Annotated in this window: 20 protein-coding genes; 19 read left to right on the top strand and 1 reads right to left on the bottom strand. The window is 49.7% G+C overall.

The genetic code is table 11. The features are described 5' to 3' along the window. Positions 1–112: 112 nt before the first annotated feature. The 8 genes from rpoB to IRJ17_RS03090 all read left to right on the top strand — a co-directional run bounded on the left by rpoB (position 113) and on the right by IRJ17_RS03090 (position 13,344). Complete coding sequence (gene rpoB, locus IRJ17_RS03125; protein ID WP_122966807.1) at positions 113–3,652, top strand: DNA-directed RNA polymerase subunit beta; 3,540 nt, start codon at positions 113–115, stop codon at positions 3,650–3,652. Positions 3,653–3,681: 29 nt separating this feature from the next. Then, entirely contained in the window at positions 3,682–7,308 is a 3,627-nt protein-coding gene (gene rpoC, locus IRJ17_RS03120; protein WP_063231116.1) for a DNA-directed RNA polymerase subunit beta', read from the top strand. A 138-nt stretch (positions 7,309–7,446) separates the two neighbouring features. Next, positions 7,447–7,701: a 50S ribosomal protein L7ae-like protein gene (locus IRJ17_RS03115; protein WP_122966806.1), complete on the top strand. Its 255-nt coding sequence runs from the start codon at positions 7,447–7,449 to the stop codon at positions 7,699–7,701. A gap of 120 nt (positions 7,702–7,821) precedes the next feature. Further along, complete coding sequence (rpsL, locus tag IRJ17_RS03110; RefSeq protein ID WP_005828873.1) at positions 7,822–8,265, top strand: 30S ribosomal protein S12; 444 nt, start codon at positions 7,822–7,824, stop codon at positions 8,263–8,265. Between the two features lie 54 nt (positions 8,266–8,319). Then, a complete protein-coding gene (gene rpsG, locus IRJ17_RS03105) occupies positions 8,320–8,790 on the top strand; it encodes a 30S ribosomal protein S7 (protein WP_063231114.1) in 471 nt (156 codons plus the stop codon). 71 nt (positions 8,791–8,861) lie between these two features. Then, positions 8,862–10,940 (top strand): elongation factor G, encoded by a 2,079-nt coding sequence (fusA, locus tag IRJ17_RS03100; RefSeq protein WP_063231113.1) that lies wholly within the window; start codon positions 8,862–8,864, stop codon positions 10,938–10,940. Between the two features lie 119 nt (positions 10,941–11,059). Then, positions 11,060–12,250 carry an elongation factor Tu gene (tuf, locus tag IRJ17_RS03095; RefSeq protein ID WP_122966804.1) on the top strand — a complete coding sequence of 397 codons (1,191 nt, stop codon included), beginning with the start codon at positions 11,060–11,062 and terminating at the stop codon, positions 12,248–12,250. Between the two features lie 161 nt (positions 12,251–12,411). Then, complete coding sequence (locus IRJ17_RS03090) at positions 12,412–13,344, top strand: DMT family transporter (RefSeq protein ID WP_173598086.1); 933 nt, start codon at positions 12,412–12,414, stop codon at positions 13,342–13,344. 8 nt (positions 13,345–13,352) lie between these two features. Here IRJ17_RS03090 and IRJ17_RS03085 read toward each other — a convergent pair whose 3' ends face one another. Further along, entirely contained in the window at positions 13,353–13,751 is a 399-nt protein-coding gene (locus tag IRJ17_RS03085) for a globin domain-containing protein (protein ID WP_122966802.1), read from the bottom strand. A 352-nt stretch (positions 13,752–14,103) separates the two neighbouring features. Between IRJ17_RS03085 and rpsJ the strand changes: the two genes are divergently transcribed. From rpsJ to rpsQ, 11 genes are all read left to right on the top strand, one after another. Beyond that, on the top strand, positions 14,104–14,412 hold the full coding sequence (gene rpsJ / locus IRJ17_RS03080) for a 30S ribosomal protein S10 (RefSeq protein ID WP_005828858.1): 309 nt from the start codon (positions 14,104–14,106) through the stop codon (positions 14,410–14,412). A gap of 151 nt (positions 14,413–14,563) precedes the next feature. Next, a complete protein-coding gene (gene rplC / locus IRJ17_RS03075) occupies positions 14,564–15,193 on the top strand; it encodes a 50S ribosomal protein L3 (protein ID WP_122966800.1) in 630 nt (209 codons plus the stop codon). Between the two features lie 17 nt (positions 15,194–15,210). Then, positions 15,211–15,834 (top strand): 50S ribosomal protein L4, encoded by a 624-nt coding sequence (rplD, locus tag IRJ17_RS03070; RefSeq protein ID WP_063231108.1) that lies wholly within the window; start codon positions 15,211–15,213, stop codon positions 15,832–15,834. Continuing rightward, positions 15,834–16,124 (top strand): 50S ribosomal protein L23, encoded by a 291-nt coding sequence (gene rplW / locus IRJ17_RS03065; RefSeq protein ID WP_007716243.1) that lies wholly within the window; start codon positions 15,834–15,836, stop codon positions 16,122–16,124. The genes rplD and rplW overlap by 1 nt, the downstream gene beginning before the upstream one ends. Positions 16,125–16,156: 32 nt before the next feature. Beyond that, on the top strand, positions 16,157–16,987 hold the full coding sequence (rplB, locus tag IRJ17_RS03060) for a 50S ribosomal protein L2 (RefSeq protein ID WP_063231107.1): 831 nt from the start codon (positions 16,157–16,159) through the stop codon (positions 16,985–16,987). Positions 16,988–17,035: 48 nt separating this feature from the next. Next, complete coding sequence (rpsS, locus tag IRJ17_RS03055; protein WP_005828846.1) at positions 17,036–17,317, top strand: 30S ribosomal protein S19; 282 nt, start codon at positions 17,036–17,038, stop codon at positions 17,315–17,317. A 29-nt stretch (positions 17,318–17,346) separates the two neighbouring features. Then, positions 17,347–17,679: a 50S ribosomal protein L22 gene (gene rplV / locus IRJ17_RS03050; protein WP_063231106.1), complete on the top strand. Its 333-nt coding sequence runs from the start codon at positions 17,347–17,349 to the stop codon at positions 17,677–17,679. A 13-nt stretch (positions 17,680–17,692) separates the two neighbouring features. Beyond that, positions 17,693–18,355, top strand: coding sequence for a 30S ribosomal protein S3 (gene rpsC / locus IRJ17_RS03045; RefSeq protein ID WP_063231105.1), 663 nt, complete (start codon positions 17,693–17,695; stop codon positions 18,353–18,355). Between the two features lie 2 nt (positions 18,356–18,357). Further along, complete coding sequence (gene rplP / locus IRJ17_RS03040) at positions 18,358–18,792, top strand: 50S ribosomal protein L16 (RefSeq protein WP_063231104.1); 435 nt, start codon at positions 18,358–18,360, stop codon at positions 18,790–18,792. Then, entirely contained in the window at positions 18,782–18,979 is a 198-nt protein-coding gene (gene rpmC, locus IRJ17_RS03035) for a 50S ribosomal protein L29 (RefSeq protein ID WP_005828838.1), read from the top strand. The genes rplP and rpmC overlap by 11 nt, the downstream gene beginning before the upstream one ends. Before the next feature lie 22 nt (positions 18,980–19,001). Next, the gene (gene rpsQ, locus IRJ17_RS03030) at positions 19,002–19,268 is read left to right on the top strand and encodes a 30S ribosomal protein S17 (RefSeq protein ID WP_005828837.1); all 267 of its coding nucleotides are present in this window, start codon (positions 19,002–19,004) and stop codon (positions 19,266–19,268) included. Positions 19,269–19,271 lie beyond the last annotated feature (3 nt).

Raw genomic sequence — 19,271 nt, 5'->3', positions numbered from 1 at the left:
AATGGTTGATGCTGCTTTAACCCATTTTTATTTTAAGGTGTTCGCCTGCAATTGCAAGATTGCCGAATGCCAAGTTTCTATGTGTGAAAACACAACCTGAGGGGTGAATAAGTTGGCAGGTAAAGTGATTCAAAGTGGCCGACACCGCCAGCGTCGTACGTATTCACGTATTAACGAAGTGCTGGGCCTTCCAAATCTCATCGAGATTCAGCAAAAGTCCTACCAATGGTTCCTTGATGAGGGGCTCCGTGAGATGTTCCAAGACATTTCGCCAATCCAGGACTTCACTGGCAATCTCGTGCTGGAGTTTATCGACTACAGCTTGGGAGAGCCAAAGTACGATGTTGACGAGTCGAAAGAACGTGACGTCACCTATGCGGCGCCTCTGCGTGTGAAGGTACGTTTGTTGAACAAAGAGACGGGAGAAGTGAAGGAACAAGAAGTCTTCATGGGGGATTTCCCGCTCATGACCGAAACGGGAACCTTCATTATTAATGGTGCTGAGCGCGTAATCGTCAGCCAGCTTGTTCGTTCCCCCAGTGTATATTACAACACCAAAGTGGACAAAAACGGCAAGCAGACGTTTACAGCTACGGTAATCCCGAACCGGGGTGCGTGGCTGGAGCTGGAGACCGATGCGAAAGACGTAATTTATGTCCGCATCGACCGTACGCGAAAAATCCCGGTAACGGTTCTTTTGCGTGCACTGGGCTTCGGTTCCGACATCGAGATTCTCAACTTGCTGGGTGAAGATGAGTACATCAAGAACACGCTGGAAAAAGACAACACCGACTCTACGGAAAAAGCGCTGATCGAGATTTACGAGCGCCTTCGTCCGGGTGAGCCGCCAACAGTCGAAAACGCGAAGAGCCTCTTGATCTCTCGTTTCTTCGATCCAAAACGTTACGACCTGGCTTCTGTAGGTCGCTACAAGATGAACAAAAAGCTTCATCTGAAAAACCGTCTGTACAACCAACGCTTGGCTGAAACATTGGTCGATACCAAAACCGGCGAAATTTTTGCCGAGGCGGGACAAATGATTGACCGCCGCGTACTGGATCGCATTGTGCCTGCGTTGGAAACCAACATTGGTTTCCTTGATGTTCGTACGCATGGCGGCGTTTTGGAAGAAGAGACGATTCATCTGCAATCCATTAATATTTTCTCTCCGATTGAAGATGGCAAGATCATCAAAGTCATCGGAAACGGAAATGTGGATAAATCCTTCAAGCATATTACGCCGGCGGATATCGTTTCGGCGATCAACTATTTCATGAACCTGCTTCATGGCGTTGGTTCCACTGACGATATTGACCACTTGGGCAACCGTCGTCTCCGTTCCGTGGGTGAGCTTTTGCAGAACCAGTTCCGTATCGGTTTGTCCCGTATGGAGCGCGTGGTTCGCGAGCGTATGTCCATTCAGGATCAGAACCAAATCACGCCGCAGGCTCTGATTAACATCCGTCCTGTTATTGCGTCGCTGAAAGAGTTCTTCGGAAGCTCCCAGCTGTCTCAGTTTATGGACCAAACAAACCCATTGGCTGAGCTGACGCACAAACGCCGTCTGTCCGCTCTCGGACCTGGTGGTTTGACGCGTGAGCGCGCGGGCTTTGAAGTGCGCGACGTTCACCACTCTCACTACGGTCGTATGTGTCCAATTGAGACGCCAGAGGGACCAAACATCGGTTTGATCAACTCGCTGTCGTCCTTTGCGCGCATTAACGACTACGGCTTCATTGAAACGCCACGCCGCAAGGTAGACCCGGAAACAGGCTTTGTGCTGAGGGACATCGTCTATCTGACTGCGGATGAAGAGGATGTTTTCAACGTGGCGCAGGCGAACCAGCCTCTCGATGATGATGGACGCTTCGTGAACGACATGGTTATCTGCCGTCGTAAAGGCGAGATCTTGAGCGTGCCTCGCGACAAGGTAGACTTCATGGACGTATCGCCTAAGCAAGTTGTATCCGTTGCGACGGCGCTCATTCCGTTCCTTGAGAACGATGACGCGAACCGCGCGCTGATGGGTTCAAACATGCAGCGGCAGGCCGTTCCGCTTTTGATTCCACAAGCACCGTTCGTCGGTACGGGTATGGAGCACAAAGCAGCGCAAGACTCCGGTGTGGCGATCGTTGCCAAGCATCCGGGTCAAGTTGAGCGTGTAACGGCTCGCGAAATCTGGATTCGCCGCTATAAAGAAATCGACGGCAAGAAAGTTGCTGGCGATATCGACAAATACAAAATGCACAAGTTCATCCGTTCCAACCAGGGAACCTGCATCAACCAGCGTCCGATCGTAAGCCGCGGAGACTGGATTGAAAAAGGCGACATCATTGGTGACGGTCCTTCCACCGAAAAAGGTGAATTGGCATTGGGTCGTAACGTAATCGTCGCGTTTATGACGTGGGAAGGTTACAACTACGAGGATGCGATTCTCCTGAGTGAGAAGCTTGTGAAGGATGACGTTTATACGTCGATCCATATTGAAGAATACGAGTCCGAAGCTCGCGACACCAAGCTGGGCCCAGAAGAGATCACCCGCGATATTCCAAACGTCGGGGAAGACGCTCTGAAAAACCTGGATGAGCGCGGTATTATCCGCGTCGGCGCTGAGATTCAAGACGGCGACATTCTCGTTGGTAAAGTAACGCCAAAAGGGGTTACCGAGCTGACTGCGGAAGAACGCCTCTTGCACGCCATTTTCGGGGAAAAAGCCCGTGAAGTTCGCGATACATCCCTGCGCGTACCGCATGGTGGTTCCGGTATTATCGTAGACGTGAAAGTATTTACGCGTGAGAACGGCGACGAGCTGCCTCCAGGCGTGAATCAACTGGTTCGTGTCTACATCGCCCAAAAACGGAAAATCTCCGTGGGTGACAAGATGGCCGGACGACATGGTAACAAAGGGGTTATTGCCCGGATCATGCCAGAAGAGGATATGCCATTCCTCCCAGACGGCTCTCCTGTTGAAATCGTACTGAACCCGTTGGGCGTACCTTCCCGTATGAACATCGGTCAGGTATTGGAGACTCACTTGGGTATGGCAGCGAAGCTTCTCGGCATCCATGTGGCGACACCTGTATTCGACGGTGCCCGTCAGGCAGAAGTATTCGAGACTTTGGAAGAGGCTGGCCTCGACCGTGATGGTAAAACCATCTTGTACGATGGACGTACAGGTGAACCGTTCGATCGTCGTGTAACGGTCGGATGCGTATACATGCTGAAACTGGCTCACTTGGTAGATGACAAGATTCACGCCCGTTCTACCGGTCCATACTCTCTCGTTACTCAACAGCCATTGGGTGGTAAAGCTCAATTCGGCGGACAGCGTTTCGGGGAGATGGAGGTTTGGGCATTGGAAGCTTACGGTGCAGCCTACACCTTGCAGGAAATTCTCACCGTCAAGTCGGATGACGTCGTGGGTCGCGTGAAGACGTACGAAGCGATTGTCAAAGGTGAAAACGTGCCAGAGCCAGGTGTTCCTGAATCGTTTAAGGTTCTGATCAAGGAACTGCAAAGCTTGGGTATGGACGTGAAAATCCTGTCCGGCGACGAGCAGGAGATTGAAATGCGTGAAATGGAAGATGAGGATGAAGGCAACGGTGAAAAACTGAACCTCGTTCTCGAAGGTGGAAGCTTGAACGACGAGTAAGATTCCGGTACAAAGGGAGGTAACGCCCTGTGATAGACGTGAACAACTTCGAATATATGAAGATCGGCTTGGCTTCCCCCGATAAGATCCGTTCGTGGTCTTTCGGGGAAGTGAAAAAGCCAGAGACGATCAACTACCGCACACTGAAACCGGAAAAAGACGGCTTGTTCTGCGAACGCATCTTTGGACCGACCAAAGACTGGGAGTGCCATTGCGGTAAGTACAAGCGTGTGCGTTATAAAGGTGTAGTGTGCGACCGTTGCGGCGTGGAAGTGACCCGCGCCAAAGTACGGCGTGAGCGCATGGGGCATATTGAACTGGCTGCCCCAGTTTCTCACATCTGGTATTTCAAAGGGATTCCAAGCCGCATGGGCTTGGTGCTCGACATGTCCCCGCGTTCCCTGGAAGAAGTTATCTACTTCGCTTCTTATGTAGTAACTGATCCAGGTGATACACCACTCGATAAAAAGCAGCTGCTCTCGGAAAAAGAGTACCGCAACTATCGTGAGAAGTACGGCCACTCTTTCCAAGCGATGATGGGAGCTGAGGCGATCAAACGCCTGCTCGCGGAAATCGATCTGGACAAAGATGTGGAAACGTTGAAAGAAGACCTGAAAACAGCACAAGGCCAACGTCGCAACCGTGCGATCAAACGTTTGGAAGTGCTGGAGGCATTCCGCAACTCCGGAAACCACCCGGATTGGATGGTTCTGGACGTACTGCCGGTAATCCCGCCAGAGCTTCGCCCAATGGTTCAACTCGATGGTGGACGTTTTGCCACTTCCGACTTGAATGACCTGTACCGTCGCGTAATCAACCGGAATAACCGTCTGAAGCGCCTGCTTGAACTGGGTGCTCCTGACATTATCGTACAAAACGAAAAACGGATGCTGCAGGAAGCAGTAGACGCACTTATCGACAACGGTCGTCGCGGCCGTCCGGTAACTGGACCAGGTAACCGTCCGCTGAAATCTCTCAGCCACATGCTGAAAGGTAAACAAGGACGTTTCCGCCAAAACTTGCTCGGTAAGCGCGTTGACTACTCCGGTCGTTCCGTTATCGTTGTAGGACCTAACCTGAAGATGTACCAGTGCGGTTTGCCAAAAGAAATGGCATTGGAACTCTTCAAACCGTTCGTGATGAAAGAGCTCGTTTCCAAAGGACTCGCTCATAACATCAAGAGCGCCAAGCGCAAGGTAGAGCGCGTTCAGCCTGAAGTATGGGACGTTCTCGAAGACGTGATTCGCGAGCATCCGGTGCTTCTGAACCGTGCCCCCACCTTGCACCGTCTGGGTATCCAGGCTTTCGAACCAGTATTGGTTGAAGGCCGTGCGATCCGTTTGCACCCGCTCGTTTGTACAGCGTACAACGCTGACTTCGACGGTGACCAAATGGCGGTTCACGTTCCGTTGTCCGCAGAGGCGCAGGCAGAAGCTCGTATCCTCATGCTGGCAGCGCAAAACATCTTGAACCCGAAAGACGGTAAACCAGTAGTAACGCCATCCCAGGACATGGTGCTTGGTTCTTACTATCTGACACTGGAACGTGAAGGCGACAAAGGCGAGGGTACGATCTATCGCGATCCTCATGATGCGATCGCTGCTTACCAGCAAGGCTTCATCAGCTTGCATACGCGCATCGTTTTGCCAGCGAGACGCCTGAACAAAACCAGCTTTACTGAACGCCAACAGAACGCGCTCATCGTAACGACAGTAGGGAAAGTGATCTTCAACGAGATCTTCCCTCCAGATTTGCCGTTCATCAACGTTCCGACCAAATCGAACCTGCAAAACATGGTTCCTGACGAATACTTTATTTTTGACAAAGGTACCAACGTAACCGAGTTTGTGCGCAACCTGCCAGATCCGGGTGCAGTGAAAAAAGGCTTCCTGGGAACGATCATTTCCGAGTGCTTCCGTCGCTTCGGCACGATGAAAACTTCCATGATTCTCGACAGAATCAAAGAGCTTGGCTTCACGTACTCCACTAAAGCGGGTATCACAATCGCGGTAGCGGACATTGCCGTACCTGGCAAGAAGAAAGACATCCTCGATGAAGCGGATCAAAAGGTTGCAACTGTCATGACGCAGTTCCGCCGTGGTCTGATTACTGAGGATGAGCGTTATGACCGCGTTATCTCCATCTGGTCCAAAGCCAAGGATGAGGTAACCGAGGTACTCATGAAGTCCATGGATAAGTTCAATGCGATCTTCATGATGGCGAACTCCGGTGCCCGCGGTAACGTATCCCAGATCACTCAGCTCGCTGGTATGCGCGGTCTGATGGCGAACCCATCCGGTCGAATCATCGAGTTGCCGATCAAATCCAACTTCCGTGAAGGTCTGACTGTATTGGAGTACTTTATCTCCACGCACGGTGCGCGGAAAGGTCTCGCCGATACGGCGCTGCGTACTGCGGACTCGGGTTACTTGACCCGTCGTCTCGTAGACGTTGCCCAAGACGTGATCGTCCGCGAAAAAGATTGCGGTACAGATAAAGGTATTCGTGTTACAGCGATCAAGGATGGCCGTGAAGAAATCGAGAAGCTGTCTGACCGTCTGGTTGGACGTACATGCTTCGAGACACTCCGCCACCCGGAAACAAAAGAAGTCATCATCGGCCGCAACGAGGAAATTTCCGAAGAGGTTGCCGAGTATATCGAAAAAGTGGGCATCACAAGTGTCTACATCCGTAACGTACTTGCTTGCCGCACCAGCCATGGTGTCTGCAAACTTTGCTACGGACGCAACCTGGCAACAGGAGCCGAAGTGGAAGTTGGGGAAGCGGTTGGTATTATTGCCGCTCAGTCCATTGGTGAGCCGGGTACCCAGCTGACCATGCGTACCTTCCATACCGGTGGGGTTGCGGGAGACGATATTACCCAAGGTTTGCCGCGTATTCAAGAGTTGTTCGAAGCGCGCAATCCGAAAGGTCAAGCCGTTATTTCTGAAATCGACGGGGAAGTTGTCGACATTCGTGAAGGTAAAGACCGTCGTGAAATCGAAGTTCGCGGTGAAGCGGAAAACAAAGTGTACGCTGCTCCATACGGCTCGCGCATCAAAGTATCTGTTGGTGTCAAGCTGAGCGCTGGTGACGAGCTCACGGAAGGTTCCGTCGACCCGAAAGAAATGCTCAAAGTTCGCGGCATGCGCGGCGTTTCCAACTACATTTTGCAAGAGGTACAAAAAGTTTACCGCATGCAGGGTGTAGAAATTAACGACAAGCACGTTGAGGTTATGATCCGTCAGATGCTCCGCAAGCTGCGCGTCATCGACAGCGGAGATACAGACCTCTTGCCAGGCTCCTATGTGGAAGTTCCTGAGTTTGAGCAAGCGAACGCAAAAGTTCTCATCGAAGGCAAAAATCCAGCAGTGGGTCGTCCGGTTCTTTTGGGGATTACAAAAGCATCCCTGGAAACCGACTCCTTCCTGTCGGCGGCTTCCTTCCAGGAGACAACGCGCGTTCTCACAGACGCAGCGATCAAAGGAAAAGTGGATCGCCTGCTCGGTCTGAAAGAAAACGTGATTATCGGGAAACTTGTTCCGGCAGGTACCGGTATGTCTCGCTATCGCAATGTAAAAGTAGCAAGTCAGGTTGATTACGAAGCAGAACTCGAAGCTCTCAAAGCTGAGCAAGAAGCGGTTTCTGTAGAGTAATTGTGGGGGTGGCGTCCGCCAGATTTTGGCGGGCGCCTTCCTGAATAAAAAATATGAGTTGGGCGTTGACAACAGCGAACCCACCTGATATTATATTCAAGTGTGCCTGATATCTGTACTTTGGAGGATATGAGAATCATGTCTTATGAAAAAGTAGAGCGGGCCAAGGAGTTGACGATCGGTGTTAAGCAAACGATGAAAGCTGTAGAAAACCAGCAGGTTGAAGCAGTGTACATCGCGGTTGATGCTGATAGACGTTTGACCCAAAAAGTCGAGCTCCTTTGCAAAGAGAAGGGTGTTCCAGTCATTCATGTAGATTCCATGCGCCGTCTAGGCAAAGCGTGCGGAATTGAAGTGGGAGCGGCTACCGCTGCGATTAAGAAAAGTGGTTAACGATGTTTTTGTCTGTTGCGCGATGCGTAAAAGATGGACAAGAACTTTCTATTTGGCCTAAAAATGACTCACCTGGATCTGTGGTCTTGAAGATTGGGTATTAAGAAGGGAGGTAACATCATGCCTACAATTAACCAATTGGTGCGTAAAGGTCGCGAGGACAAGGTTGTGAAGTCTAAGTCCCCAGCTTTGCAAAAAGGGTACAACAGCTTCAAGAAAAGCCAAACCAACCAAAGCTCTCCTCAAAAACGTGGTGTTTGCACTCGTGTAGGTACCATGACTCCGAAAAAACCGAACTCCGCGTTGCGTAAATACGCTCGTGTGCGTTTGACAAACGGAATCGAGGTAACAGCTTACATCGGTGGTATTGGCCACAACCTGCAAGAGCATAGCGTCGTGCTGGTGCGCGGCGGTCGTGTAAAAGACTTGCCAGGGGTACGCTACCATATCGTTCGTGGTGCACTTGACACTGCTGGCGTAAACAACCGTAAACAAGGTCGTTCCAAATACGGTACAAAACGTCCAAAACCAGGTCAAGCAGCTGCAGCAGCGAAAAAGAAATAAGAAAAGCGCCTTTGAAGTGGCGTGAATTTATACCGAAAAGAAGGAGGGAATACGATGCCTCGTAAAGGTCCTGTAACCCGTCGTGACGTGTTGCCAGATCCTATTTACAACAGCAAGCTGGTTACTCGCTTGATTAACCGTCTGATGTTGGATGGCAAACGCGGTGTAGCGCAAAATATTCTCTACAACGCATTCACCATCATTCAGGAGCGCACAAGCCGCAACCCGATGGAAGTGTTTGAAGAAGCACTGAAAAACGTAATGCCTGTACTGGAAGTTAAAGCTCGCCGTGTAGGTGGTGCTAACTACCAAGTACCGATCGAAGTAAAACCGGAGCGCCGTACCACTCTTGGTCTGCGTTGGTTGGTTAACTACTCCCGTAACCGTGGAGAGAAAACCATGGAACAACGCCTGGCTAACGAGATCATGGACGCTGCTAACAACACCGGTGCAGCAGTTAAAAAGCGTGAAGACACGCACAAGATGGCTGAAGCGAACAAAGCGTTTGCTCACTATCGCTGGTAGGAAATTGAATCGGGTGTCCGTCTTGGATACCCGTTTATTCAAAAACTCGAGTATGGAAGGAGCATACCTGAATGGCTCGCGAGTTCTCTTTGCCGAATACGCGTAATATCGGTATCATGGCTCACATCGATGCTGGTAAAACGACAACGACTGAGCGTATTCTGTTCTACACCGGTCGCGTTCACAAAATTGGTGAGGTGCACGAAGGTGCAGCAACCATGGACTGGATGGAACAAGAGCAAGAGCGCGGTATCACCATCACTTCGGCTGCTACTACTGCTCAATGGGATGGCCATCGTATCAACATTATCGACACGCCAGGCCACGTAGACTTCACTGTAGAAGTTGAGCGCTCCCTGCGCGTTCTTGACGGTGCTGTAACCGTTTTTGACGCAAAAGGTGGCGTTGAGCCGCAAACCGAAACCGTATGGCGCCAAGCTGACCGCTACGGCGTACCGCGTATGTGCTACATCAACAAAATGGATATCTTGGGTGCTAACTTCGATATGTGCTTGGGACAGATCAAATCTCGTCTGGGTGCAAATCCTGTAGCAGTTCAATATCCAATCGGTGCTGAAGACCAATTCAAAGGTATGGTTGACCTGATCGAAATGAAGGCAATCATCTATACCGATGACCTGGGCAAAACTTCTGACGCTACCGAAATCCCAGCTGACCTGAAAGACAAATGCGAAGAGCTGCGTCTTGCACTGGTTGAAGCAGCTGCGGAACAAGACGAAGAGCTCATGATGAAGTACTTGGAAGGCGAAGAGCTGACCAACGACGAAATCCGCGCAGCTCTGCGTAAAGGTACAATTGAGTGCAAACTGACTCCTGTAATGTGCGGATCTTCTTACCGTAACAAAGGTGTTCAGCCTATGCTGGACAACGTTGTTCGTTATCTGCCATCTCCAGTAGACATTCCTGCAATCAAAGGTACTTTGCCTGACACTGAAGATGAAGTTGAACGTCCAGCTGACGACAACGGTCCGTTCTCTGCTCTTGCTTTCAAGATCATGACTGACCCGTATGTTGGCCGTCTGACTTTCTTCCGCGTTTACTCCGGCGTACTGAACTCCGGTTCTTACGTTCTGAACTCCACAAAAGGTAAACGTGAGCGTGTAGGTCGTATCCTGCAAATGCACGCAAACCACCGCGAAGAGATTCAAATCGTTTACTCCGGTGACATTGCTGCAGCTGTAGGTTTGAAAGACACAACAACTGGTGATACTCTGTGTGATGAAAAGGCTCCAGTAATCCTTGAGTCTATGGAGTTCCCAGAGCCAGTTATCTCTGTTGCGATCGAACCAAAATCCAAAGCAGACCAAGACAAGATGGGTATCGGCCTGTCCAAACTGGCTGAAGAGGATCCAACGTTCAGAACCCGCACAGACGAAGAGACTGGTCAAACGATCATCTCCGGTATGGGTGAGCTTCACCTGGAGATCATTGTTGACCGTCTGAAACGCGAATTTAAAGTCGAGTCGAACGTAGGTGCACCACAAGTAGCTTACCGTGAAACATTCCGGAAAGAAGCGAAAGTGGAAGGTAAATTCGTTCGCCAGTCCGGTGGTCGTGGTCAATACGGTCACGTTTGGGTGGAGTTCGCTCCTCTCGAACCAGGTCAAGGCTTCCAATTCGAAAACAAAATCGTCGGTGGTGTGGTACCGCGCGAATACATCCCTGCTGTACAAGCGGGTATCGAAGAAGCGATGAAAAATGGTGTTATCGCCGGCTTCCCGCTGGTTGATATCAAAGCTACTATCGTAGACGGTAGCTACCATGATGTCGACTCCTCCGAGATGGCATTTAAAGTAGCAGGTTCTCTCGCTCTGAAAGAAGCTGCGAAAAAATGTGGCGCTGTATTGCTTGAGCCAATCATGAAAGTAGAAGTTACAATGCCTGAAGAGTACATGGGCGACGTAATGGGTGACCTGAACTCCCGCCGCGGTCGTATCGAAGGTATGGAAGCTCGTGCAAATGCACAAGTAATCCGTGCAATGGTACCACTGTCCGAGATGTTCGGATACTCCACAGTTCTTCGTTCCCGTACCCAAGGCCGTGGCGTTTACTCCATGGTGATCGACCACTACGAAGAAGTACCTAAATTTATCGCTGAAGAAATCGTTAAGAAATCTAAAGGCGAATAATTTACGGTTCCGCTTTATCTTGAATCAGGAAAGGTTTACAATATTTAAGGTACAACCCTTGGTAGGGTAAACCTTTCTTACCTATAAAACCCTTATCATTTAAGGAGGCTTTAGCTCTCATGGCAAAAGAAAAATTTGAGCGTAATAAACCACACGTTAACATCGGTACTATTGGTCACGTTGACCACGGTAAAACTACCCTGACTGCTGCCATCACTACTGTATTGGCAACACAAGGTAAAGCAAAAGCAATGAACTATGCTGCGATTGACGCTGCTCCAGAAGAAAAAGAGCGCGGTATCACAATCAACACAGCACACGTTGAGTACGAAACTGACAACCGTCACTATGCACACGTTGACTGCCCTGGTCACGCGGACTATGTGAAAAACATGATTACTGGTGCTGCTCAAATGGACGGAGCTATCCTGGTTGTATCCGCAGCTGATGGCCCAATGCCACAAACTCGCGAGCACATCCTGCTCTCCAAACAAGTAGGCGTACCTTACATCGTAGTATTCATGAACAAATGCGACATGGTAGACGATGAAGAGTTGCTCGAACTGGTTGAAATGGAAATCCGTGACCTGCTGTCTCAATACGAGTTCCCAGGTGACGACACTCCAGTAATCAAAGGTTCTGCTAAAGAAGCTTTGGACAACCCAACTGGTGACTGGGCTAAGAAAATCGTTGAACTGATGGACGCTGTTGACAGCTACATCCCAACTCCTGAGCGCGCAACTGACAAGCCTTTCCTGATGCCAGTTGAGGACGTGTTCACAATCACTGGCCGTGGTACAGTTGCTACTGGTCGTGTAGAGCGCGGTATCGTTAAAGTTGGTGACCCAGTTGAGATCATCGGTCTGGCTGAAGAAACAAAAACTTCCACTGTAACTGGTGTTGAGATGTTCCGCAAATTGCTGGATCAAGCTCAAGCTGGTGACAACATCGGTGCTCTCTTGCGCGGTGTAGACCGTAAAGACATCGAGCGTGGACAATGCTTGGCGAAACCAGGTTCCGTTAAGCCTTACACCAAGTTCAAAGCAGAAGTTTACGTTCTGTCCAAAGAAGAGGGCGGACGTCACACTCCTTTCTTTGCTAACTACCGTCCACAATTCTACTTCCGTACAACTGACGTTACAGGTATCATCCAACTGCCAGAAGGCGTTGAAATGATCATGCCTGGCGACAACACTGAGTTCACCGTTGAACTGATCGCTCCAGTAGCGATGGAACAAGGTACTCGCTTCGCGATCCGCGAAGGTGGCCGTACAGTAGGCGCTGGCGTTGTAGCTTCTATCGACGCGTAGGATTTACTGATACGTACAAAAACCCGACAGCATATGTTGTCGGGTTTTTCTTTTTGCCTGTTTACTCTCATCGATTTTCTGCATGGCTCCCATCAAAATGATTCAATAAGCCAATAGATGACCGTGTGCTACAATACGATCAGCGGATGGGGGATAGAGAAATGAAAAACAATGAAAAGCTGTTATTTTTCATGCTGGCTGGCGTAGTCATACTTTGGGGCTTGAACGTGGTAATGGTAAAGTATCTCACGTCGTTTCCGCCGCTGTATGTAGCAGCTATTCGCATGACGGTCGCAGGAATTTGCTTGGCGCCAATCATTTATAAATACAGAACGAGTTTGCGGCTGAAAAAAACAGATTGGCTGTTGATTGCCGGAGTAGGGGCCAGCTCTATTGCGTTGCACCAGATCACATTGGCAGCAGGTGTGCAGACGACTACAGCAGGCAATGCGTCGCTGATCCTCGGATTGAACCCACTGGCAACAGCTCTGCTGGCTATGCTTTTCCTCGGAGAACACATGTCGTGGCAAAAAGGACTCGGCATTGGCGTAGGGTTTGCGGGAGTGTTGATTGTCGTCATTTCGCAACATGGCGGAATCCATATGAACGGCTGGGGAGATGCGATCATGTTTTTCTCCATGCTGATGTACGTCACTGGCGGCTTATTGATTCGCAAGCTTGTCGTCCGGGGAGTTCCTGTGCTGCTGATCACAGCCTTGTCGCAAATGTTCGGAATCGCGTTTTTGTGGGCGACAGCTCTCACACTGCAACCGGCATCCTACTACTTGTCGCTTGAAGTGTCTGCGTTCCAATGGCTGGTGATCTTCATTTCCGGGGCGCTTTCTACAGCCTTGGGTTCGGTAGGCTGGAATTATGGTATTCGCCAACTGGGAGCAAGCCGAACTGCCTTGTTCTTGAACGGAATGCCAATGGCGAGCCTGTTCTTTGCAGCGCTGTTCCTGGGGGAACAATTAAAGCTGGTCCACATGCTCGCGCTGTTAATGATTGTGGCCGGGGTGTACCTCGGATCAAGAAACCTCGTCAAGACGAAGTCCAGCTCAGCAAAAACGATGGCTAAAATAACAAAAGCGTAGGGAGATCCCTACGCTTTTTCTTCTTGGTCCCACTTGTTCACCATATGATAAGCGGTCAAACGCAGACGCTCAAAAATTTGCTCGCGTATCTCGCCCTCAAGTCCGGTTTTGTCCATCGCCGTTTTCATACAAGCCAACCAGGCTTCTGCCTGTACAGGGCCAATGGGGAACCGAATGTGGCGTGCACGCAGCATCGGATGTCCGTGGCGGTTTGAATAGAGGGTAGGCCCACCGAGAAACTGGGTAAGAAACATATATTGGCGCTCTTTCACTTCCGTAAAGTCTTCGGGGAAGAGCGGAGCAAGGTCAGGGTGCCGGGCAACCAGGTCGTAAAATGTATCAACCAGACGGGACAAAGTATCAGCCCCGCCGATCATCTCATAGGGAGTGCGCATGGTCTCAGACATACAAATAACCTCCTTTGCAATGACGAATCCCTTTAAGTATAACGTGTTCTTTCTATTATAGATAGAACAGTGGCGAGTTGGCAGGGAATCCCGCTTGCCTTTCTGCTCAGAAATCAGTAAGATGTTCAAGGTGAGTCTTTCAGTAGGCTCGCGTGTACAAAAAAATGTGCGGGAAACTAAGAAATCACTTGCGTAGCCCAAATATTTTTAGTACAATATTGAATGTTGGTCATGGACTTGCGATGATGTGGGAGGTTGCTGACACACCCGGCCCCTTTGCCATGACCGGGGTGCAGGATATTTCCACGGAGAAATGTCTGTTTAATAAATGGGCGAAAAAGGAGGGACTAAAATGGCAAAGCAAAAGATTCGTATTCGTTTGAAGGCGTATGATCACAAAATCCTCGATCAATCCGCGGAGAAAATCGTGGACACAGCGAAGCGTTCCGGTGCAAACGTATCCGGTCCAATTCCGCTTCCTACCGAGAAAGCAGTTTATACGATCCTGCGTGCGGTGCATAAGTACAAAGATTCTCGTGAGCAATTCGAGATGCGTACTCACAAACGTTTGATCGACATCTTGAACCCTACACCACAAACAGTAGATGCTTTGATGCGTCTGGATCTGCCGTCTGGTGTAGATATCGAGATCAAACTGTAAGGTCCCAAAAAGCGATACACGCGCAGACGTTGTCTTGATAAGCGTGTTATACCAAGCAACAAACCCTTAAAATGGCACCCCTGCGCATCGATGGGGACTTGATACAACATAAAAAAACGTTTTACTGAAATAAGCACAGGAGGTGGCACAAATGACCAAAGGAATCTTAGGGAAAAAACTTGGAATGACTCAAGTTTTTGGTCCAAACGGAACAGCGATCGCTGTAACGGTTATCGAAGCAGGTTCTAACGTGGTTCTTCAAAAGAAAGACGTGGAGAACGACGGCTACGAAGCGATCCAAATCGGCTTCGAAGACAAAAAAGAACAGCGCGCTAACAAGCCGGAAAAAGGCCATGCAGCAAAAGCTAACACTGCTCCTAAGCGCTTCGTTCGCGAAATTCGCGGAATTAACCTCGCTGATTACGAGGTTGGTCAAGAGTTGAAAGTAGACATTTTTGCCGAGGGAGAAATCGTTGACGTATCCGGCGTAACCAAGGGTAAAGGTTTCCAAGGTGCGATCAAACGTCACAACCAATCCCGCGGTCCTATGGCTCACGGTTCGCGTTACCATCGCGGTCCTGGTTCCATGGGTGCTGTCGCTCCAAACCGCGTTTTCAAAGGTCAAACCCTGCCAGGTCAAATGGGTGGCGACAACGTAACCATTCAAAACCTGGAAGTAGTTAAAGTAGATGCTGCTCGCAACCTGATTCTCGTTAAAGGCTCCGTGCCTGGCCCGAAAAACAGCTGCGTGCTCGTATCGACGGCAGTCAAGAAACACTAAGGAAAGGAGGAACTGACATGCCGAAAGTAGCTCTTTATAACCAAACTGGTTCTCAAGTTGGCGAAATCGAATTGGCAGATAGCGTGTTCGGGATTGAGCCTAACAACGCTGTTCTGTACGATGCGATCGTGATGCAACAAGCATCCCAACGTCAAGGAACACACGATGTAAAGAACCGCTCTGAAGTACGTGGTGGTGGCCGCAAGCCATGGCGCCAAAAAGGTACAGGTCGCGCACGCCAAGGTTCCATTCGCTCTCCGCAATGGAAAGGTGGCGGTGTTGTATTCGGTCCAACTCCGCGCAAATACGGTTACAAACTGAACCGTAAAGTTCGCCGTTTGGCTCTGAAATCCGCACTGTCCGCGAAAGTACAAAACAACGAACTCCTGGTTCTGGAAGCTCTGAACTTCGCAGCTCCTAAAACCAAGGAAATGACAGCTGTTCTGAACAGCTTGAAAGCAGATCGCAAAGTTCTGATCGTGACTTCCGAGTACGATCAAAACGTAGCTCTCTCTTCCCGTAACATCCCAGGTGCCAAATTCGTAGATGCTGCAGGCATTAACGTTCTGGATCTGGTAGCGCATGACAAAGTAATCGTGACGAAAGAAGCGGTTGCGAAAGTAGAGGAGGTGCTCGCATAATGAAGAGCCTTCATGATGTCCTTAAACGCCCTGTCATTACCGAGCGCACCACTGACATGATGGCTGAGAAGAAGTACGTTTTCGAAGTACCTCTCAAAGCTAACAAAACAGAAATCAAGCAAGCTGTTGAAAAAGTATTTGGCGTAAAAGTAGAAGCAGTAAACACTGTTCGTGTTCCTGCGAAACCAAAACGCTACGGAAAATACTCCGGTTACACATCCGAGTGGAAGAAAGCAATCGTTAAGCTGACTGATGACAGCAAAGAATTGGCCTTCTACGAGGGAGTATAACCTCGACGACTACCGAAAAGGAGGGTAATAACATGGGTATCAAAAAGTTTAAACCGACTTCTCCTGGTCGTCGCCAAATGACGGTTTCTACTTTCGAGGAGATCACCACATCGACTCCCGAAAAATCCTTGTTGGCGCCTCTCAGCAAAAAAGCTGGTCGCAACAACCAAGGTAGAATTACCGTTCGTCATCAAGGTGGCGGTCATAAACGTAAATACCGTATTATCGACTTCAAGCGTAACAAAGATGGTATCGTAGGTCGCGTAGCTACTATCGAGTACGATCCAAACCGTTCCGCTAACATCGCGCTGATCAACTATGTTGACGGTGAAAAACGTTACATCCTCGCTCCACACAACCTGAAAGTGGGCGACGAGATCGTATCCGGAGCAGATGCCGACATCAAAATCGGTAACGCGCTGCCACTGGAGAAAATCCCGGTAGGTACTACCATCCACAACATCGAGTTGAAACCTGGTAAAGGTGGACAACTGGTGCGTGCAGCTGGTGCTTCTGCTCAACTGCTCGGTCGTGATGGTGAGTTCGTAATCGTTCGCCTGTCTTCCGGTGAAACTCGCCGCATCCATAACGTATGCCGCGCTACCATCGGTCAAGTAGGTAACCTGGATCACGAACTGCTGAACATCGGTAAAGCAGGACGTTCCCGCTGGTTGGGTATCCGTCCAACTGTACGCGGTAGCGTAATGAACCCTAACGATCACCCGCACGGTGGTGGTGAAGGTCGCGCTCCAATCGGTCGTAAAGCACCTGTTACTCCTTGGGGTAAACCAACCCTGGGTCTCAAGACTCGCAAGAAGAAGAACAAGTCCGACCAATACATCATCCGCCGCCGCAAGAAATAAGGTAGGCTGATATAATACCGAACGCCTTTGGCGAAGGGAGGTTCACTAATGGGACGTAGCTTAAAAAAGGGTCCTTTCGTGGATGACCACTTGATGAAAAAAGTTGACGAGCAAAATGAAAAGAACGAGAAACGCGTGATCAAAACTTGGTCTCGCCGTTCCACCATCTTCCCTGAGTTCGTAGGACACACGTTTGCAGTATACGATGGCCGCAAACATGTACCAGTATACGTATCGGAAGACATGGTTGGTCATAAATTGGGTGAATTCGCACCAACTCGTACCTTCAAGGGTCACGTCGACAACGACAAGAAATCCAAGAAGCGCTAAATTTCTCTTGACAGAGAGGAGGTACAAAGATGGAAGCTAAAGCAGTTGCTCGCAATATTCGCATCGCGTCTCGTAAAGTCCGCCTGGTTGTTGACTTGATCAGAGGCAAGCAAGTAGGTGAAGCGTTGGCGATCCTGAAACACACGCCAAAAGCAGCTTCTCCAGTTGTTGAAAAGCTCCTGAAGTCGGCTATTGCAAACGCTGAGCACAACTACGAAATGGATCCTAACAGCCTCGTAGTGAGCAAAATCTTCGTAGACCAAGGTCCTACGTTGAAGCGTTTCCGTCCGCGCGCTATGGGTCGCGCAAGCCGCATCCATAAACGCACAAGCCACATCACAGTGGTACTAAACGAGAAATAAGGAGGGATTACGTGTGGGTCAAAAGGTAAGCCCGGTAGGACTTCGGATCGGTGTCATTCGTGACTGGGAGTCCAAATGGTACGCTGACAAGGACTTCGCAACTCTGTTGCACGAAGACTTGAAAATCCGCAAGTTTGTAAAAGGGCGTCTGAAAGACGCTGCTGTATCCACTATCGAAATCGAACGCGCAGCTAATCGCGTGAACGTTACGATTCACACCGCTAAGCCTGGTATGGTAATTGGTAAAGGTGGAGCTGAGGTTGAAACTCTGCGCAAATCCTTGACTGATCTGACTGGCAAACGCGTTCATATCAATATCAACGAAGTAAAACGTCCGGATCTGGATGCTACTCTGGTAGCTGAAAACATCGCACGTCAACTGGAAAACCGCATTTCCTTCCGCCGTGCGCAAAAGCAATCGATCACTCGTACGCTGCGCGCTGGTGCAAAAGGTATCAAAACTTTGGTAAGCGGTCGTCTTGGCGGCGCGGACATCGCACGTTCTGAAGGTTACAGCGAAGGTACTGTTCCGCTCCATACGCTGCGTGCTGACATCGACTACGGTACTGCTGAAGCACATACCACTTATGGTCGTATCGGTGTAAAAGTATGGATCTATCGTGGAGAAGTCCTTCCAGCGAGAAAGAACGTCGCTACTGAGGAAGGAGGCAAGTAATCATGTTGACGCCAAAACGCGTGAAACACCGTAAACAACACCGCGGGAAAATGGCTGGTAACGCAAAAGGCGGTACTACTGTTGCGTTCGGTGAATACGGATTGCAAGCAATGGAGCCATCTTGGGTAACTAACCGTCAGATCGAGGCTGCTCGTATCGCGATGACTCGTTACATCAAACGTGGCGGTAAAGTATGGATTAAAATCTTCCCTGACAAGCCAATTACACAAAAACCGCTCGAAGTACGGATGGGTTCCGGTAAAGGTTCTCCTGAGAAATGGGTAGCGGTAGTGAAGCCAGGCAAGATCATGTTTGAACTTGCTGGCGTACCTGAAGAAGTCGCTCGCGAAGCTATGCGCCTTGCTATGCACAAGCTGCCTATCAAGTGCAAATTCGTGAAGCGTGAAGAAGTGGGTGGTGACGCACATGAAGGCTAATGAGTTCCGTAATTTGACCACTGCCGAGATCGAACAAAACGTCGCTTCTTTGAAAGAAGAGTTGTTCAACCTTCGTTTCCAGTTGGCTACGGGTCAACTCGAAACCACATCTCGCATTAAACAAGTGCGTAAGGATATTGCTCGTGCGAAAACCATCCTGCGCCAGAGAGAATTGGGAATCGGCTAATTAAAGGAAGGAGGTTTGAACGATGACCGCAGAACGCAATATGCGTCGATCCGTTGTAGGTCGCGTTGTTTCCGACAAAATGGATAAAACCATTGTTGTGCTTGTTGAAACTTACAAGACACACCCGTTGTACGGCAAACGCGTGAAATACTCCAAAAAGTTCAAGGCTCACGACGAGAACAACACGGCAAAAGTGGGCGACATCGTAGAATTGATGGAAACTCGTCCTTTGTCCAAAGATAAACGTTTCCGTTTGGTACGTATCGTCGAAGAGGCAGTAATCGTATAAGTC

The organism is Brevibacillus parabrevis, assembly GCF_022701015.1.
GTDB lineage: Bacteria > Bacillota > Bacilli > Brevibacillales > Brevibacillaceae > Brevibacillus > Brevibacillus parabrevis.
Note: the sequence above shows the minus strand (reverse complement) of the source record. Positions and strands in the feature narration are given on the sequence as shown.

Excerpts from the sequence above, each read along its gene's own strand:
- tuf (WP_122966804.1), top strand. The coding sequence starts at position 11,060 with ATGGCAAAAGAAAAATTTGAGCGTAATAAACCACACGTTAACATCGGT.
- rpsQ (WP_005828837.1), top strand. The coding sequence starts at position 19,002 with ATGACCGCAGAACGCAATATGCGTCGATCCGTTGTAGGTCGCGTTGTT.
- rpsJ (WP_005828858.1), top strand. The coding sequence starts at position 14,104 with ATGGCAAAGCAAAAGATTCGTATTCGTTTGAAGGCGTATGATCACAAA.
- rpsS (WP_005828846.1), top strand. The coding sequence starts at position 17,036 with ATGGGACGTAGCTTAAAAAAGGGTCCTTTCGTGGATGACCACTTGATG.
- IRJ17_RS03090 (WP_173598086.1), top strand. The coding sequence starts at position 12,412 with ATGAAAAACAATGAAAAGCTGTTATTTTTCATGCTGGCTGGCGTAGTC.
- rpmC (WP_005828838.1), top strand. The coding sequence starts at position 18,782 with ATGAAGGCTAATGAGTTCCGTAATTTGACCACTGCCGAGATCGAACAA.
- IRJ17_RS03085 (WP_122966802.1), bottom strand. The coding sequence starts at position 13,751 with ATGTCTGAGACCATGCGCACTCCCTATGAGATGATCGGCGGGGCTGAT.
- rplP (WP_063231104.1), top strand. The coding sequence starts at position 18,358 with ATGTTGACGCCAAAACGCGTGAAACACCGTAAACAACACCGCGGGAAA.
- rplW (WP_007716243.1), top strand. The coding sequence starts at position 15,834 with ATGAAGAGCCTTCATGATGTCCTTAAACGCCCTGTCATTACCGAGCGC.
- rpsL (WP_005828873.1), top strand. The coding sequence starts at position 7,822 with ATGCCTACAATTAACCAATTGGTGCGTAAAGGTCGCGAGGACAAGGTT.
- rplD (WP_063231108.1), top strand. The coding sequence starts at position 15,211 with ATGCCGAAAGTAGCTCTTTATAACCAAACTGGTTCTCAAGTTGGCGAA.
- rpsG (WP_063231114.1), top strand. The coding sequence starts at position 8,320 with ATGCCTCGTAAAGGTCCTGTAACCCGTCGTGACGTGTTGCCAGATCCT.
- rplC (WP_122966800.1), top strand. The coding sequence starts at position 14,564 with ATGACCAAAGGAATCTTAGGGAAAAAACTTGGAATGACTCAAGTTTTT.
- IRJ17_RS03115 (WP_122966806.1), top strand. The coding sequence starts at position 7,447 with ATGTCTTATGAAAAAGTAGAGCGGGCCAAGGAGTTGACGATCGGTGTT.
- rplV (WP_063231106.1), top strand. The coding sequence starts at position 17,347 with ATGGAAGCTAAAGCAGTTGCTCGCAATATTCGCATCGCGTCTCGTAAA.
- rplB (WP_063231107.1), top strand. The coding sequence starts at position 16,157 with ATGGGTATCAAAAAGTTTAAACCGACTTCTCCTGGTCGTCGCCAAATG.
- fusA (WP_063231113.1), top strand. The coding sequence starts at position 8,862 with ATGGCTCGCGAGTTCTCTTTGCCGAATACGCGTAATATCGGTATCATG.